The 15,346-nt window shown below is 64.3% G+C and carries 17 protein-coding genes; 1 reads left to right on the top strand and 16 read right to left on the bottom strand.

What is annotated here, in order from left to right; genetic code table 11:
• Positions 1 to 18 precede the first annotated feature (18 nt).
• The 16 genes from ACIIOY_RS14265 to ACIIOY_RS14190 all read right to left on the bottom strand — a co-directional run bounded on the left by ACIIOY_RS14265 (position 19) and on the right by ACIIOY_RS14190 (position 14,971).
• Entirely contained in the window at positions 19 to 1,530 is a 1,512-nt protein-coding gene (locus tag ACIIOY_RS14265; protein ID WP_411035342.1) for an NADH-quinone oxidoreductase subunit M, read from the bottom strand.
• Positions 1,530 to 3,527 carry an NADH-quinone oxidoreductase subunit L gene (nuoL, locus tag ACIIOY_RS14260; RefSeq protein ID WP_411035341.1) on the bottom strand — a complete coding sequence of 666 codons (1,998 nt, stop codon included), beginning with the start codon at positions 3,525 to 3,527 and terminating at the stop codon, positions 1,530 to 1,532. The genes ACIIOY_RS14265 and nuoL overlap by 1 nt, the downstream gene beginning before the upstream one ends.
• Before the next feature lie 7 nt (positions 3,528 to 3,534).
• Positions 3,535 to 3,843: an NADH-quinone oxidoreductase subunit NuoK gene (gene nuoK, locus ACIIOY_RS14255; RefSeq protein ID WP_411035340.1), complete on the bottom strand. Its 309-nt coding sequence runs from the start codon at positions 3,841 to 3,843 to the stop codon at positions 3,535 to 3,537.
• A gap of 28 nt (positions 3,844 to 3,871) precedes the next feature.
• On the bottom strand, positions 3,872 to 4,486 hold the full coding sequence (locus tag ACIIOY_RS14250) for an NADH-quinone oxidoreductase subunit J (RefSeq protein ID WP_411035339.1): 615 nt from the start codon (positions 4,484 to 4,486) through the stop codon (positions 3,872 to 3,874).
• Positions 4,487 to 4,605: 119 nt separating this feature from the next.
• Entirely contained in the window at positions 4,606 to 5,097 is a 492-nt protein-coding gene (nuoI, locus tag ACIIOY_RS14245; RefSeq protein WP_242222229.1) for an NADH-quinone oxidoreductase subunit NuoI, read from the bottom strand.
• A 36-nt stretch (positions 5,098 to 5,133) separates the two neighbouring features.
• Positions 5,134 to 6,180, bottom strand: a complete 1,047-nt coding sequence (gene nuoH, locus ACIIOY_RS14240; protein ID WP_411035338.1) for an NADH-quinone oxidoreductase subunit NuoH — start codon at positions 6,178 to 6,180, stop codon at positions 5,134 to 5,136.
• Positions 6,181 to 6,200: 20 nt separating this feature from the next.
• Complete coding sequence (nuoG, locus tag ACIIOY_RS14235) at positions 6,201 to 8,279, bottom strand: NADH-quinone oxidoreductase subunit NuoG (RefSeq protein WP_411035337.1); 2,079 nt, start codon at positions 8,277 to 8,279, stop codon at positions 6,201 to 6,203.
• A 124-nt stretch (positions 8,280 to 8,403) separates the two neighbouring features.
• Positions 8,404 to 9,039: a helix-hairpin-helix domain-containing protein gene (locus ACIIOY_RS14230; protein WP_411035336.1), complete on the bottom strand. Its 636-nt coding sequence runs from the start codon at positions 9,037 to 9,039 to the stop codon at positions 8,404 to 8,406.
• A 4-nt stretch (positions 9,040 to 9,043) separates the two neighbouring features.
• Positions 9,044 to 10,348, bottom strand: coding sequence for an NADH-quinone oxidoreductase subunit NuoF (gene nuoF, locus ACIIOY_RS14225; RefSeq protein WP_411035335.1), 1,305 nt, complete (start codon positions 10,346 to 10,348; stop codon positions 9,044 to 9,046).
• An 11-nt stretch (positions 10,349 to 10,359) separates the two neighbouring features.
• Entirely contained in the window at positions 10,360 to 11,496 is a 1,137-nt protein-coding gene (locus ACIIOY_RS14220) for an NADH-quinone oxidoreductase subunit E (protein ID WP_411035334.1), read from the bottom strand.
• Between the two features lie 16 nt (positions 11,497 to 11,512).
• Entirely contained in the window at positions 11,513 to 11,725 is a 213-nt protein-coding gene (locus tag ACIIOY_RS14215) for a hypothetical protein (RefSeq protein WP_411035333.1), read from the bottom strand.
• Positions 11,725 to 12,915, bottom strand: a complete 1,191-nt coding sequence (locus ACIIOY_RS14210) for an NADH-quinone oxidoreductase subunit D (protein WP_411035332.1) — start codon at positions 12,913 to 12,915, stop codon at positions 11,725 to 11,727. The genes ACIIOY_RS14215 and ACIIOY_RS14210 overlap by 1 nt, the downstream gene beginning before the upstream one ends.
• Before the next feature lie 64 nt (positions 12,916 to 12,979).
• On the bottom strand, positions 12,980 to 13,321 hold the full coding sequence (locus tag ACIIOY_RS14205) for a four helix bundle protein (RefSeq protein ID WP_411035384.1): 342 nt from the start codon (positions 13,319 to 13,321) through the stop codon (positions 12,980 to 12,982).
• A gap of 88 nt (positions 13,322 to 13,409) precedes the next feature.
• A complete protein-coding gene (locus tag ACIIOY_RS14200; RefSeq protein ID WP_411035331.1) occupies positions 13,410 to 14,015 on the bottom strand; it encodes an NADH-quinone oxidoreductase subunit C in 606 nt (201 codons plus the stop codon).
• Positions 14,016 to 14,033: 18 nt separating this feature from the next.
• Positions 14,034 to 14,615: a NuoB/complex I 20 kDa subunit family protein gene (locus tag ACIIOY_RS14195; RefSeq protein WP_411035330.1), complete on the bottom strand. Its 582-nt coding sequence runs from the start codon at positions 14,613 to 14,615 to the stop codon at positions 14,034 to 14,036.
• A complete protein-coding gene (locus ACIIOY_RS14190) occupies positions 14,606 to 14,971 on the bottom strand; it encodes an NADH-quinone oxidoreductase subunit A (RefSeq protein WP_411035329.1) in 366 nt (121 codons plus the stop codon). The genes ACIIOY_RS14195 and ACIIOY_RS14190 overlap by 10 nt, the downstream gene beginning before the upstream one ends.
• Before the next feature lie 72 nt (positions 14,972 to 15,043).
• Here ACIIOY_RS14190 and ACIIOY_RS14185 point away from each other — a divergent pair, with 72 nt between their 5' ends.
• Positions 15,044 to 15,310 (top strand): hypothetical protein, encoded by a 267-nt coding sequence (locus ACIIOY_RS14185; protein WP_411035328.1) that lies wholly within the window; start codon positions 15,044 to 15,046, stop codon positions 15,308 to 15,310.
• The last annotated feature ends 36 nt before the right edge of the window (positions 15,311 to 15,346 follow it).

Raw genomic sequence — 15,346 nt, 5'->3', positions numbered from 1 at the left:
TGTCTTCACGTCCCGTCGTCAGTTCGCCGTCAGCGCAACGGATTGCGCCGCCTGCAGAGCCGCGGAGTAGTTGTTGAGCAGCGCGTCGACGGAAGCCGCCGTCGCGTCGAAGATCGGCGCCGGATAGACACCGTAGAAGATCGTGAGGATCACGAGCGGATAGAGCAGCAGCTTTTCGCGCGTGTCGAGGTCGAGCAGCGCCTTCAGGCTCTCCTTCTCGAGCGCGCCGAAGATCACCCGGCGGTAGAGCCAGAGCGCATAGGAAGCCGAGAGGATGACGCCCGTGGCGGCGAAGAGCGCGACCCAGGTGTTGGCGCGGAAGGCGCCGAGCAGGGTCATGATTTCGCCGACGAAGCCGGACGTGCCGGGCAGGCCGACATTGGCCATGGTGAAGACCATGAAGGCGACGGCATATTTCGGCATGTTGTTGACGAGGCCGCCATAGGCCGAAATCTCGCGGGTGTGCAGCCGGTCGTAGACGACGCCGACGCAGAGGAAGAGCGCGCCGGAGACGATGCCGTGCGAGAGCATCTGGAAGATGGCGCCCTGGAGACCCTGCGCGTTCGCCGCGAAGATGCCCATGGTGACGTAGCCCATGTGCGCGACCGACGAATAGGCGATCAGCTTCTTGATGTCGTCCTGCATCATCGCGACCAGCGAGGTGTAGATGATGGCGATGACCGACAGCGCGAAGACGAAGGGCGCGAAATAGTCGGAGGCGAGCGGGAACATGGCGAGCGAAAAGCGGATGAAGCCGTAGCCGCCGAGCTTCAGCAGCACGCCCGCCAGGATGACCGAGCCAGCCGTCGGCGCCTGGACGTGCGCGTCCGGAAGCCAGGTGTGCACCGGCCACATCGGCATCTTCACCGCGAAGGAGGCGAAGAAGGCGAGCCACAGCCAGGTCTGCATATGGGCCGGGAAGTTGTAGGCGAGCAGTTCCGTGATGTCCGTCGTGCCGGCCTGCCAGTACATCGCCATGATGGCGAGCAGCATCAGCACCGAGCCGAGCAGCGTGTAGAGGAAGAACTTGTAGGACGCGTAGACGCGGTCCTTGCCGCCCCACACGCCGATGATGATGAACATCGGGATGAGGCCCGCCTCGAAGAAGACGTAGAAGAGGACGATGTCGAGCGAGACGAAGACGCCGACCATAAACACTTCCAGGAGCAGGAAGGCGATCATGTATTCCTTCAGGCGCTTCTCGACCGAATGCCAGCTCGCCAGCACGCAGAACGGCATCAGGAAGGTCGACAGGATGACGAACAGCATAGAGATGCCGTCGACGCCGAGATGGTAGGCGATGCCGGTGCCGAGCCATTCGTGCTTCTCGACCATCTGGAAGCCTGGATTGGAATAGTCGAAGCCGATCCAGATGAAGAGCGAGAGGACGAAGGTGAAGACCGTCGTCAAGAGCGAGACGTTCAGGATGTTGCGGCGGCCGTACGGGCTGTCCTCGCGGGTCAGCAGCAGAAGCGCCACGCCGACGAGCGGGAGGAAGGTGACCGCTGAAAGAATGGGCCAATCGGTCATCAGAGGGAACTCCCGAGCATCATCCAGGTGACGAGTGCCGCAATACCCAGCAGCATCGCGAATGCATAGTGATAGAGGTAACCGGTCTGCAGGCGGACGACCCGGTTGGTGACGTCGACGACGCGGGCGGCGACGCCGTTCGGGCCGAGGCCGTCGATGACGGCGCCGTCACCCTTCTTCCACAGGAACCTGCCGAGCGCCTTGGCCGGACGGACGAAGATGAAGTCGTAGAGCTCGTCGAAGTACCACTTGTTGAGCAGGAACTGGTAGAGGCCGCGGTGCTGCTCGGCGAGGTACTTCGGCGTTTCCGGCGAACGGATGTACATGTACCAGGCGGTGACGAAGCCGATGGCCATGGCGGCGAACGGGCTCCACTTCACCCAGGTCGGCACGTTGTGGAACTCGTGCACGAGATGGTTGTCGGGAAGCGTGAAGAGCGCGCCCTGCCAGAACTCGTCGTAATGGTGGCCGTAGAAGTACTCCACGAAGATCACGCCGGCGACGACCGCGCCGGCGGCGAGCAGGTAGAGCGGGACCAGCATGACGGCCGGCGACTCGTGGACATGGTGCATGACGTCGGCGGAGGCGCGCGGCTTGCCGAAGAAGGTCATGAAGGCCAGGCGCCAGGAGTAGAAGCTCGTGAAGAGCGCGGCGATGACCAGGAGCGTGAAGGCGAAGCCGGCGACGGGGCTGTGCGAGGCAAAGGCGCTCTCGATGATCGCGTCCTTCGAGAAGAAGCCGGCAAAGCCGATGATCGTGCCGGGGATGCCGACGCCGGTCAGCGCCAGCGTGCCGATCGTCATCATCCAGAAGGTGACCGGAATGTGCTTCCTGAGGCCGCCCATGTAGCGCATGTCCTGCTCGCCGTCGACGGCGTGGATGACGGAGCCCGCGCCGAGGAACAGGAGCGCCTTGAAGAAGGCGTGCGTGAACAGGTGGAAGATCGCCGCGCCATAGGCGCCGATGCCGAGCGCGACGAACATGTAGCCGAGCTGCGAGCAGGTGGAATAGGCGATGACGCGCTTGATGTCGTTCTGCACGAGGCCGACGGTCGCCGCGAAGAAGGCGGTGATGGCGCCGATCAGCGTCACGACGACGAGCGCCTCATGCGACAGTTCGAAGATCGGCGACATGCGGGCGACGAGGAAGACGCCGGCGGTGACCATGGTCGCGGCATGGATGAGGGCCGAAACCGGGGTCGGGCCTTCCATGGCGTCCGGCAGCCAGGTGTGCAGCAGGAACTGCGCCGACTTGCCCATCGCGCCCATGAAGAGCAGCAGGCAGGTGGCGGTCAGCGCATGCGACTTGTCGAGGTTCATGCCGAAGAGGTTGATGACGGGCTCGGCGGCATCCGCGGCGCCTTCGGCCGGCAGATAGGTGGCGGCCGTCGCGAAGATCGTCTCGAAGTTGATCGAGCCGAAGAGCACGAACACACTGGAAATGCCGAGGATGAAGCCGAAGTCGCCGACGCGGTTGACGATGAAGGCCTTCATGGCGGCCGCGCAGGCGGACGGCTTCTTGTACCAGAAGCCGATCAGCAGGTACGACGCCAGGCCCACGCCTTCCCAGCCGAAGAACATCTGGAGAAGGTTGTCGGACGTCACCAGCATGAGCATGGCGAAGGTGAAGAGCGAGAGGTAGGCGAAGAAGCGCGGCCGGTGCGGGTCGTGGTGCATGTAGCCGATCGAGTAGACGTGCACGAGCGTCGAGACCGAGTTGACGACGACGAGCATGACGGCCGTCAGCGTATCGACGCGGAACGCCCATTCGACATCGAAGCTGCCGGACTGGATCCAGGTGAGCACGGAGACCTTGATCATCTCCGTCTCGCCCATGGCGACGTCGAAGAAGACGATCCACGACAGGGCGGCCGCGACGATCATGAAGCCGGACGTCACGTATTCCGACGCCTTAGCGCCGATGGCGTTGCCACCGATGCCGGCGATCAGGAAGCCGATCAGCGGAAGGAAGACGATTGCCTTGATGATGGTATCCATGACCCGATCAGCCCTTCATCATATTGACGTCTTCGACGGCGATCGAACCGCGGTTACGGTAGAAGACGACGAGAATTGCAAGACCGATGGCGGCTTCCGCAGCCGCGACGGTCAGAATGAACAGCGCGAAGACCTGGCCGACGATGTCGTTCAGGAAGGCCGAGAACGCGATCATGTTGATGTTGACCGCAAGCAGGATGAGCTCGATCGACATCAGGATGACGATGACGTTCTTCCGGTTGAGGAAGATGCCGAAGACGCCGAGGGTAAAGAGGATGGCGCTGACGGTGAGATAGTGGGAAATACCGATTTCCATTTTGCTTTTCCTTGGGTCCCGCGCTGCCTCAGATGCCCTGGCCGGGCTTCACCTTGACGACGTCCACGGCGGTCGCCGGCGTGCGGGCGACCTGCTTGGAGATGTCCTGGCGCTTGATGTTCTCGCGGTGGCGCAGCGTCAGCACGATAGCGCCGATCATGGCGACGAGCAGCACGAGGCCGGCGATCTGGAAGAAGTAGACATAATGCGTGTAGAGCACGTCGCCGAGCGCGGCCGTGTTCGTGCGTTCGGTGACCGGCGGGATCGGCATCGCGGCATTGGCGGCGATCTCCGGCGAGAGCGTCGAGCCGCCGACGACGATGATGAGCTCGGCCGCCAGGATGAGGCCGATCAGCGCGCCGACGGGAGCGTATTCGAGGACGCCCGCACGCAGCGCCGCAAAGTCGATGTCGAGCATCATCACGACGAAAAGGAAGAGGACCGCCACGGCGCCGACATAGACGACCAGCAGGATCATCGCCAGGAACTCGGCGCCCGTCAGCAGGAAGAGGCCCGCCGAGTTGAAGAAGGTGAGGATCAGGAACAGCACGGAATAGACCGGGTTCCTGGCCGCGATCACCATGAAGGCGGACGCCACCGCCACGAAGGCGAACAGATAGAAGAATAGAGCCTGCAGACCCATTTTGGTGCCTTTTCGTCTTCCCCGGGGCGGGCCTTGGCCGAATTGCCGCCCTTCCCCGTCGAAGCCTGACGTCCCAAGGCCGTCAGGCACTTTAGTTCATTTTGCCCTTCCGCTGCCGATCAGCGGTAAGGCGAGTCCATAGCGATGTTGCGGGCGATCTCCCGCTCCCAGCGGTCGCCGTTGTCGAGCAGCTTCTGCTTGTCGTAGTAGAGCTCCTCGCGCGTCTCGGTCGAGAACTCGAAGTTCGGACCTTCGACGATCGCGTCGACCGGGCAGGCTTCCTGGCAGAAGCCGCAATAGATGCACTTCACCATGTCGATGTCGTAGCGCACCGTGCGGCGCGTCCCGTCGTTGCGGCGGGGACCCGCCTCGATGGTGATGGCCTGAGCGGGACAGATGGCTTCGCACAGCTTGCAGGCGATGCAGCGCTCCTCGCCGTTCGGGTAGCGGCGCAGCGCGTGCTCGCCGCGGAAGCGCGGGGAGACCGGGCCCTTCTCGAAGGGATAGTTCACCGTCGCCTTGGGGCGGAAGAAGTAGCGCATCGACAGGAAGAACGCGCCGACGAATTCCTTGAGGAACAGCGAATTTACGGCTTGCGAAAGACTAGCCATTTCAAGCTCCAATGCTGCCGAGGGTCAGGGCGGTCCTCATGCGGACCAGCCCGTGAGCTTCAGCACGAATGCAACGATGACGACCATGGCGAGCGAGATCGGCAGGAAGACCTTCCAGCCGAGGCGCATGAGCTGGTCGTAGCGGTAGCGCGGCACGAAGGCCTTCACCATCGCGAACATGAAGAAGACGAAGGATGCCTTGAGCACGAACCAGACGATGCCCGGGACCCAGTTGAGGAACCAGACGTCGACCGGCGGCAGCCATCCGCCGAGGAAGAGGATCGTCGTCAGCGCGCACATCAGGCAGATGGCGGCATATTCGCCGAGCATGAACATCATGTAGGGCGTCGAGCCGTACTCGACCATGAAGCCGGCGACGAGTTCGGATTCGGCCTCCGGCAGGTCGAAGGGCGGGCGGTTCGTCTCGGCGAGCGCCGAGATGAAGAAGACGACGAACATCGGGAAGAGCGCCAGCCAGTGCCAGTCGAGGAACGAGCCCGGCAGGCCGATCATCGTGCCGATGCCGTCACGCTGCGAATTGACGATGTCCGTCAGGTTCAGCGAGCCGACGCACAGGAGCACGGTGACGATGACGAAGCCGATCGAGACCTCGTAGGAGACCATCTGCGCGGCAGAGCGCAGCGCGCCGAGGAACGGGTACTTCGAGTTGGACGCCCAGCCGCCCATGATGATGCCGTAGACCTCGAGCGAGGAGATCGCGAAGATGTAGAGGATGCCGACATTGATGTTGGCGATCACCCAGCCCTCGTTGAGCGGCACGACCGCCCAGGTGGCGAGCGCCAGCGTCACGGAGACGAGCGGGGCGAGCAGGAAGATGACCTTGTTGGCGGTCGCCGGGATCACCGGCTCCTTGAAGACGAACTTCAGAAGGTCGGCGAAGGACTGGAACAGGCCGAAGGGGCCGACGACGTTCGGGCCGCGGCGAAGCTGCACGGCCGCCCAGATCTTGCGGTCGGCAAGCAGGATATAGGCGATGAAGATCAGCAGCGCGACCAGGAGCAGGAGCGACTGCGCGACGATGATCACACCGGGCCAGACATAGGTCGAAATGAAAGCGTCCATAATGCTTTATCCCTTCGCGCTCATTCCGCCGCGGCTTTGAAGTTGTTGCGGGCCAGAGCCGAGCATTCGGCCATGACCGCGGAGGCGCGCGCTATCGGGTTCGTCAAATAGAAGTCTTTGATCGGAGACGCAAACCCGGAATTCGCCATCGTCCCGCCTTTTTTCGCAAGCGCGGAAAGATCGGCGGTGTCGCCGGGGGCGATCTCGTCGACCGCGGCGAAATGCGGGTGCGCCTCGTAGAGCTTCGCGCGCAGCTCAGCCAGCGAATCGAACGGCAGCTTCCTGCCGAGAACGTCGGACAGCGCGCGCAGGATCGCCCAGTCCTCGCGGGCGTCGCCCGGCGCGAAGCCGGCACGGTTGCCCATCTGGACGCGGCCCTCGGTGTTGACCCAGGTGCCGGACTTTTCCGTATAGGTCGCACCCGGCAGGATGACGTCGGCGACATGCGCGGCGTTGTCGCCGTGCGAGCCGATATAGACGGTGAAGGCGGTCTTCCTGGAAAAATCCATCTCGTCGGCGCCGAGCAGGAAGAGCACGTCCGTGCCCGTCAGCATCTCGGCCGCCGTCTTGCCGCCCTCGCCCGGCACGAAGCCGAGGTCGAGGCCGCCGACGCGCGAGGCCGCGGTGTGCAGAACGGCAAAGCCGTTCCAGTCCGCCGTCACGGCGCCGACGCTTTCGGCGAGCCTGGCGACGGTCGAAAGCACCGCGAGCCCGTCGGGACGCGAGAGCGCGCCCTGGCCGACGATGATCATCGGGCGCTCGGCCTTCTTCAGCTTGGCCGCGAACTTGATGGAACCGTCGACGAGGCCGTTGAGCGTGTCCGTGCCGGCGCCGAGATATTCGTAGCCGTAGCGCAGCTCCCCTTCTTCGCCGATCACGCCGATCGGGAAGTTGTCCATGCGCCAGCGCTTGCGGATGCGGGCGTTGAGCACGGCGGCTTCGAGGCGCGGGTTGGCGCCGACGATGAGCAGCGCGTCGGCCTCCTCGATGCCTTGGATGGTCGGGTTGAAGATGTAGCTGGCGCGGCCGAGCGACGGGTCGAGGGCCGAGCCGTCCTGGCGGCAGTCGACATTCGTGGAGCCGAGCGCGGTCATCAGCTCGCGCAGCGCGTAGATTTCCTCGACGGAGGCAAGGTCGCCGGCAATGGCGCCGATGCGCTCGCCCGGCTTGCCCGCGACGGCGGCCTTCACCGCGCCGAAGGCCTCGGCCCAGGTGGCCGGCTGGAGGCGGCCGCCCTTGCGGACATAGGGGCGGTCGAGGCGCTGGGTCTTCAGGCCGTCCCAGATGAAGCGGGTCTTGTCGGAGATCCACTCCTCGTTGATCTCTTCGTTGACACGCGGCAGGATGCGCATGACCTCGCGGCCGCGCGTATCGACGCGGATCGCCGAGCCGACGGCGTCCATGACGTCGATGGATTCGGTCTTGTTCAGCTCCCACGGGCGGGCGGTGAAGGCGAACGGCTTGGAGGTGAGCGCGCCGACCGGGCAGAGGTCGACCACGTTGCCCTGGAGCTCGGAGGTCATCGCCTGTTCGAGATAGGTGGTGATCTCGGCGTCCTCGCCGCGGCCGATCAGGCCGAGCTCGGTGATGCCGGCCACTTCCGTCGTGAAGCGGACGCACCGCGTGCAGTGGATGCAGCGGTTCATGATCGTCTTGACGAGCGGGCCGATATACTTGTCCTCGACCGCGCGCTTGTTTTCCGAATAGCGCGAGCTATCGATGCCGAAGGCCATCGCCTGGTCCTGCAGGTCGCATTCGCCGCCCTGGTCGCAGATCGGGCAGTCGAGCGGATGGTTGATGAGCAGGAACTCCATGACGCCTTCGCGGGCCTTCTTGACCATCGGCGTGGTCGTGAAGACTTCCGGCGGCTCGCCGTTCGGGCCGGGGCGCAGGTCCCGAACGCCCATGGCGCAGGAGGCCGCCGGCTTCGGCGGGCCGCCCTTCACCTCGACGAGGCACATGCGGCAGTTGCCGGCAACCGACAGCCGCTCGTGGAAACAGAAGCGCGGAACCTCGGCGCCGGCCTCCTCGCACGCCTGCAGCAGCGTGAAGTGATCCGGGACTTCGATTTCTTTTCCGTCGACTTTCAGCTTTGCCATATCTCAATCCCGCTTCTGACGTGGGGGACCCCCGCGTCTTGCCAGCGCCATTCTCTCCGGCCGCCGTTCGGGCCCCTGCCCGTTCCGTCGGCCTGCGTTCCGTTTCGCCGGTCCCGGCGGAGCCTCAGCCCCTGCCCTTCGCCAGCGTCCTTGCCTGCTCCACCCAGCCGTCGCGGGTGATACGCCCGCCGAGGCCGAGTTCGGCTTCGATTCGTTCCACATCGGCGGCACTCAAGGCCGCGATGTCGGCGTAACGCCGGAGCCCCATGCCGTTCAGCACCTGCTCCAGCTTCGGGCCGATGCCCGAAATCGCCTTCAGGTCATCGGACCTGGCGGACTTGCGGGCCGGCGCCTTGCGCACCGGCCTTGCCTCCGCCGCCCGCGGCGTCGCGCTTTCGCGCGCCACCTTCGGCTTCGGCTGCGCGGCGGGCTTTTCCGCCTTCGGCACCACCGTCAGCACCGGTTTTGCCTTCACCGGCGCCGCTTCCGCCGCAAGTTCGGCCGCCTCGTCCAGCACCGCCTTGGCCCGCTCGGTCGCGCTCCGCATCACGCCCAGCATCATGCCGGCCATCTGGCCCGCGATACCGAAGCCGATCGCGGCCGTGGCGGCCATCGCCGCCGCCGGATGGGCCATCAGCGGATGCAGCGGCACGTCCGGCATCTGCCTCAGCCACGGCGCCAGACCGAAGGGATCGTCGCCGGCGGCCGTTTCCGGCGGGATTCCAGTCGCATCCGCATCCTGTCCTGCCGGCTTCTCCATCGTCCTACTCCGCTGCTTCGAGGACGGCGCCATGCGCCATCGCGTTGGCCGTGTACTGATCGATGCGCTTTTCCATCTCGGGACGGAAATGCTTGATGAGGCCCTGGATCGGCCAGGCGGCGGCGTCGCCGAGCGCGCAGATGGTGTGGCCCTCGACCTGCTTCGTCACGTCGAACAGCATGTCGATCTCGCGCTTCTGCGCATTGCCCTTCACCATGCGCTCCATGACGCGCATCATCCAGCCCGTGCCTTCGCGGCAGGGCGTGCACTGGCCGCAGCTCTCGTGCTTGTAGAAGGCCGAGAGGCGCCAGATCGCCTTCACGATGTCCGTCGACTTGTCCATGACGATGACGGCGGCGGTGCCGAGGCCGGAGCCGAGCTCGCGCAGGCCGTCATAATCCATGATCGCGTCCTTCATCTGCGCGCCGGGCACGCAGGGAACGGACGAGCCGCCGGGAATGACGGCGAGCAGGTTGTCCCAGCCGCCGCGGATGCCGCCGCAGTGCCTGTCGATCAATTCGTGGAACGGGATCGACATGGCTTCCTCGACCGTGCACGGACGGTTGACGTGGCCGGAGATCGAATAGAGCTTGGTGCCGTGGTTGTTCTGGCGGCCGAAGCTCGTGTACCAGGCGGCGCCGCGGCGCAGGATGGTCGGGGTGACGGCGATCGATTCGACGTTGTTGACGGTCGTCGGGCAGCCGTAGAGGCCCATATTGGCCGGGAACGGCGGCTTCAGGCGCGGCTGGCCCTTCTTGCCTTCCAGGCTTTCGAGCAGCGCGGTCTCCTCGCCGCAGATATAGGCGCCGGCGCCGTGGTGCACGACGATGTCGATGTCGTAGCCGAGCTTGTTGTTCTTGCCGAGGAGGCCCGCCTCGTAGCACTCGTCGATGGCGGCCTGCAGCGCCTCGCGCTCGCGGATGAACTCGCCGCGCACATAGATGAAGGCGGTGTGGGCGCCCATGGCGAAGGAGGCGACCACGCAGCCCTCGATCAGCGTGTGCGGATCGTGGCGCATGATGTCGCGGTCCTTGCACGTGCCGGGCTCGGACTCGTCGGCATTGACGACGAGGTAGTGCGGGCGGCCGTCGCTCTCCTTCGGCATGAAGGACCACTTGAGGCCCGTCGGGAAGCCGGCGCCGCCGCGGCCGCGCAGGCCGGAGGCCTTGACCTCGTTGACGATCCAGTCGCGGCCCTTCTCGAGCAGCTGCTTGGTGCCGTCCCAATGGCCGCGGGCCATGGCGCCCTTCAGCGATTTGTCCTTGAGGCCGTAGATGTTGGTGAAGATGCGATCCTGGTCCTTAAGCATGATTCACCCCTTTACCGCGGCTTCTTGCCGAAGACGCGGATATATTCCGCTTCGCCGCCCTCGGCGAGCGCCTTGGCCTGACCGGTCCAGTCGTCCCGCTCGATACGGCCCTTGAAATTCAGATAGCCGTCCACCCATTCGCGCTCCGCCTTCTCCCAGGAGGCGACCTGCGCGAAGGTGAAGATGCCGAGTTCGTGGAGGATGCCCTCGATCTTCGGGCCGACGCCGGAGATGAGCTTCAGGTCGTCCGGGCTCGCGGGACGCGCGATTGCGGCCGGGCGGTTCTTGTCGTCCAGGGAGGGCTTGGCGGCGGCTTTCTCGGCCGGCTGCTTGGCGGCTGCATCGCCGCCCTCGGAGCGGGTGTCGCCCTTCAGTTCGGCGGCGGCAGCCGCTTCCGCCTTGGCGGTCGCCGGCGTCTTCAGCTTGGGGTTCGTCTCGTCCGCATCCGTCCGCGGCTTGGCGGCGTTCGACGGGGGAACGCTGACGCTGTCCTCGTCCGCCTTCTTCGCGCGGGCGGTCGCCTTCTTCGCCGCCGGCTCCGGCTCGGTGAGGCTGGTGAGGCCGCCGATGGGCGCGGAATAGATGCGGTCGATCTGCGGGCCGGGCCTGATGTCGGCGCCCCTGCCGGCGTCGAAGCTGTCGATGATGTGTTCGAGTTGCGTCGGCGTCAGGTCTTCGTAGCTGTCCTTGAAGATCATGATCATCGGTGCGTTGACGCAGGCGCCCTGACACTCGACCTCTTCCCAGGAGAGCGTGCCGGTCTCGTTGAGGTGGAAGGGCTCGGGGTGGATGCGCTTCTTGCAGACGTTGATCAGGTCCTCTGCGCCGCGCAGCATGCAGGGCGTCGTGCCGCAGACCTGGACATGGGCGCGCGTGCCGACCGGCTTCAGCTGGAACTGCGTGTAGAACGTCGCCACTTCCAGGACGCGGATATAGGCCATGCCGAGCATGTCCGCGATGGATTCGATCGCCGCCTTGGTGACCCAGCCGTCCTGTTCCTGCGCCCGCATCAGGAGCGGGATGACGGCCGACTGCTCGCGGCCCTTCGGATACTTCTTGATCGTTGCCTTGGCCCAGTCCGCATTCTCCTTGGTGAAGGCGAAGCTCGCGGGCTGTACACTGTCTTCGGCTAGTCGACGAACGGACATTCTGTAACGCCTTGTATCAGTTAATCTGCCGGCACTGCGCCGTCGCGGTGACGAACCCGCAGGCTTGGGCCGACGTGTCATTCTGCATGAATACGGTATCGCGGCCGCCGGCCGGCGCCGCAGCCTCGATCCGGCAGCCCGCGGACGTGCCGCGCCGGTCGCCGCCCCGCGCGAAGAAGGCGGCGGCGGTCGGCATCGTGACGGTCACGGCAAGGGCTGCTTTCGGCATCAGCGGTCGACCTCGCCGAACACGATGTCGAGGGAGCCCAGGATCGCCGAGACGTCGGCGAGCTGGTGTCCCCGACAGAGGAAATCCATCGCCTGCAGGTGCGCGTAGCCCGGAGCGCGGATCTTGCAGCGGTATGGCTTGTTGGTGCCGTCGGCGACGAGGTAGACGCCGAACTCGCCCTTCGGCGCTTCCACGGCGGCATACACCTCGCCTTCCGGCACGTGGTAGCCTTCCGTATAAAGCTTGAAGTGATGGATGAGCGCTTCCATCGAACGCTTCATCTGGCCGCGCTTGGGCGGAACCATCTTGCCGTCGATCGAGGAGACCGGGCCGACCTTGGCGTCGCCGAGCAGGCGGTCGACGCACTGGCGCATGATCTTCGCCGCTTCGCGCATCTCGATCATGCGGATGAGGTAGCGGTCGTAGCAGTCGCCGTTCTTGCCGATCGGGATGTCGAAGTCGAGCTCGGAATAGCACTCGTAGGGCTGCGCGCGGCGCAGGTCCCAGGCGGCGCCCGAGCCGCGCACCATCACGCCGGAAAAGCCCCAGGCCCAGGCGTCCTCCAGCTTCACCACGCCGATATCGACGTTGCGCTGCTTGAAGATGCGGTTGCCGGTCAAGAGCTCGTCGATGTCGTCGACGGTCTTCAGGAACGGGTCGATCCACTTGCCGATGTCTTCCACCAATTCGTGCGGCAGGTCCTGGTGCACGCCGCCCGGGCGGATATAGGCCGAGTGCATGCGCGCCCCGCAGGCCCGCTCGTAGAACACCATCAGCTTCTCGCGCTCCTCGAAGCCCCAGAGCGGCGGCGTCAGCGCGCCGACGTCCATGGCCTGGGTCGTGACGTTGAGCAGGTGCGAGAGGATGCGGCCGATCTCGGAATAGAGCACGCGGATGAGCTGGCCGCGGATCGGAACCTCGGTGCCCGTCAGGCGCTCGACGGCAAGCGCGAAGGCATGCTCCTGGTTCATCGGCGCGACGTAGTCGAGGCGGTCGAAATAGGGCACGGCCTGGAGATAGGTCTTCGTCTCGATCAGCTTTTCCGTGCCGCGGTGCAGCAGGCCGATATGCGGATCGACACGCTCGACGATCTCGCCGTCGAGTTCGAGCACGAGGCGCAGAACGCCGTGCGCCGCAGGGTGCTGCGGGCCGAAGTTGATGTTGAAGTTGCGAACGTTGTGCTCGTTCATGTGCGCGCTCCGCGCTGGAAGAGAGTGGCGAATAGCGAATAGCGAATAGATTTCGTCGGTCGTTTCATAGCTTGTCCTGCAGACTTCTGATCAAAGCGCGTAGCATTTTTCCGATATTTTCCGACTGATCCGCCAGTTCCTGGAATCTCGAATCCGGCAGAAAGCCAACCTTGCTCGCTATGATCAAATGGGTCTCGAACTCCTTCAAGGATCCTTGAGAAAATCGCAGGAACTGAATGAAGTGAGCTGTGGTTTCTCGCCCGTGACCTTCCGCAATGTTGGCCGCTATTGAGCCGGCCGCCCTTCGCATCTGGGACGTTAACCCGTAGAGCTCGCTTCCAGGAAACTCTCCAGTTGCCTTATAGGCATCGACAGCGAGCTCTATAGCAAGCTGCCAAACCTTCAGTTCCTTGTAGGAGTTTACCGTCTGCCTCTCCTTACATCTCGGCGATAACTATTCGCTATTCGCTACTCGCTATTCGCAGTTGATCTGATCAGTTCGTCTTGGCCTTCTCGTCCCCCGGCAGCACGTAGTCCGTGCCTTCCCAGGGGGAGAGGAAGTCGAAGTTGCGGAATTCCTGCTTCAGTTCGACGGGCTCATACACGACGCGCTTGACCTCGTCGTCGTAGCGCACCTCCACGAAACCGGTCGTCGGGAAGTCCTTGCGCAGCGGATGGCCCTCGAAACCGTAGTCGGTGAGGATGCGGCGCAGGTCCGGATGGCCGGTGAAGAGGATGCCGTACATGTCGTAGGCCTCGCGCTCGAACCAGTCGGCACCCGGATAGACCGCGCAGGCAGAAGGAACCGGAACGTCCTCGCCGGTCGCGACCTTGACGCGGATGCGCAGGTTCTGGCGCGGCGACAGGAGGTGATAGACCACGTCGAAACGGTCGGCCCGGGCCGGCCAGTCGACGCCGCAGATGTCGACGAGGTTGACGAAGCCGCATTGCACGTCGTCGCGCAGGAAGGTCAGAAGATCAAGGACGCGCGCGCCGTCCGTCTTCAGGGTGAGTTCGCCATAGGCGATATCGGCGGAGGCGACGAGACTGCCGGCCGCTTCGCCGATATAGGAGGAAAGCTCCTGGAGGGCTTCGCTCATCGTATAAGTCCCCTGCCCTTAACGCTCGATCGTGCCGGTCCGGCGGATCTTCTTCTGCAGCAGGAGCACGCCGTAGAGGAGCGCTTCTGCCGTGGGAGGACAGCCTGGCACGTAGATGTCGACCGGCACGACGCGGTCGCAGCCGCGCACCACCGAATAGGAATAGTGATAGTAGCCGCCGCCGTTGGCACAGGAGCCCATGGAGATGACGTAGCGCGGCTCCGGCATCTGGTCGTAGACCTTGCGCAGCGCCGGGGCCATCTTGTTGGTCAGCGTGCCGGCGACGATCATGACGTCGGACTGGCGCGGGCTAGCGCGCGGCGCAAAACCGAAGCGCTCGACATCGTAGCGCGGCATGGACAGCTGCATCATCTCGACCGCGCAGCAGGCGAGGCCGAAGGTCATCCACATCAGCGAGCCGGTACGGGCCCAGGTGATGAGCTCGTCCGTCGAGGTGACCAGAAAGCCCTTGTCGGCGAGCTCGTTGTTGATCTCGCCGAAGAAGGCGTCGTTGCTGCCGACGGGCTTGCCGGTGTTGGGGTCGATGATCCCCTTGGCCTTAGGCGCGACGAGCGTGTTGTTCGTATGAGCTACTCCCATTCGAGCGCTCCCTTCTTCCATTCATAGATGAAGCCGACGGTCAGGACGCCGAGGAAGACCATCATCGACCAGAAACCGAACCAGCCCATGTCGCCGAAGGAGACGGCCCAGGGAAAGAGGAACGCCACTTCAAGGTCGAAGATGATGAAGAGGATCGACACCAGATAGAAGCGGATGTCGAATTTCATGCGCGCATCGTCGAACGCATTGAAGCCGCACTCGTAGGCGGAGAGCTTTTCCGAATCGGGCGCCTTGTATGCGACGGCAAACGGCGCAACCAGCAAGGCAAGGCCGATCACGAGCGCGATACCGATGAAGATGGCGATCGGGATATAGGAACCGAGAAGTTCAGTCATTGGCGTCCATCCTGCCTGCACGCGGCGCCGGAGAGACGCCTGTTGGCCTTGAGACCTGCAAGCCGAGAAAGTATGTTGCAACGCCACGTCGTTAGCGCAGTGAGCGTCCCCGCGCAAGGCTTTGTCCGCTTTCGCCGCCATCATTGTGCTGTTTTCCGCGCCGCCCGGAAAAGGCTGCGGCAAAGCCATTTAAATCGTTACGATTTCGCGATCGGCGCGATGCGGGACGTTTCGCCGCAGGTGCGAAGAAAAAGCCGCATGCCGGCCCTCGCCCCGTTCGCCTGCCTCGTTTCCGCAGGCGAGGAATGCGGACCGGAACGCAATTCGGACGGCACGTGAGGAAGATTCCGTAACAGCTTGTCATGGAGGGGAAAG

It is taken from the genome of Shinella agrisoli (assembly GCF_046557955.1).
Classification (GTDB): Bacteria; Pseudomonadota; Alphaproteobacteria; order Rhizobiales; family Rhizobiaceae; genus Shinella.
This window is presented reverse-complemented; position numbering and strand designations above follow the sequence as displayed.

Coding starts and splice junctions, on each gene's coding strand:
- ACIIOY_RS14195 (WP_411035330.1), bottom strand. CDS start 14,615: ATGGGAGTAGCTCATACGAACAACACGCTCGTCGCGCCTAAGGCCAAG.
- ACIIOY_RS14265 (WP_411035342.1), bottom strand. CDS start 1,530: ATGACCGATTGGCCCATTCTTTCAGCGGTCACCTTCCTCCCGCTCGTC.
- ACIIOY_RS14190 (WP_411035329.1), bottom strand. CDS start 14,971: ATGACTGAACTTCTCGGTTCCTATATCCCGATCGCCATCTTCATCGGT.
- ACIIOY_RS14210 (WP_411035332.1), bottom strand. CDS start 12,915: ATGAACGAGCACAACGTTCGCAACTTCAACATCAACTTCGGCCCGCAG.
- ACIIOY_RS14220 (WP_411035334.1), bottom strand. CDS start 11,496: ATGTCCGTTCGTCGACTAGCCGAAGACAGTGTACAGCCCGCGAGCTTC.
- ACIIOY_RS14230 (WP_411035336.1), bottom strand. CDS start 9,039: ATGGAGAAGCCGGCAGGACAGGATGCGGATGCGACTGGAATCCCGCCG.
- nuoK (WP_411035340.1), bottom strand. CDS start 3,843: ATGGAAATCGGTATTTCCCACTATCTCACCGTCAGCGCCATCCTCTTT.
- nuoH (WP_411035338.1), bottom strand. CDS start 6,180: ATGGACGCTTTCATTTCGACCTATGTCTGGCCCGGTGTGATCATCGTC.
- nuoI (WP_242222229.1), bottom strand. CDS start 5,097: ATGGCTAGTCTTTCGCAAGCCGTAAATTCGCTGTTCCTCAAGGAATTC.
- nuoF (WP_411035335.1), bottom strand. CDS start 10,348: ATGCTTAAGGACCAGGATCGCATCTTCACCAACATCTACGGCCTCAAG.
- ACIIOY_RS14250 (WP_411035339.1), bottom strand. CDS start 4,486: ATGGGTCTGCAGGCTCTATTCTTCTATCTGTTCGCCTTCGTGGCGGTG.
- ACIIOY_RS14185 (WP_411035328.1), top strand. CDS start 15,044: ATGTTGCAACGCCACGTCGTTAGCGCAGTGAGCGTCCCCGCGCAAGGC.
- nuoL (WP_411035341.1), bottom strand. CDS start 3,527: ATGGATACCATCATCAAGGCAATCGTCTTCCTTCCGCTGATCGGCTTC.
- ACIIOY_RS14200 (WP_411035331.1), bottom strand. CDS start 14,015: ATGAGCGAAGCCCTCCAGGAGCTTTCCTCCTATATCGGCGAAGCGGCC.
- nuoG (WP_411035337.1), bottom strand. CDS start 8,279: ATGGCAAAGCTGAAAGTCGACGGAAAAGAAATCGAAGTCCCGGATCAC.
- ACIIOY_RS14215 (WP_411035333.1), bottom strand. CDS start 11,725: ATGCCGAAAGCAGCCCTTGCCGTGACCGTCACGATGCCGACCGCCGCC.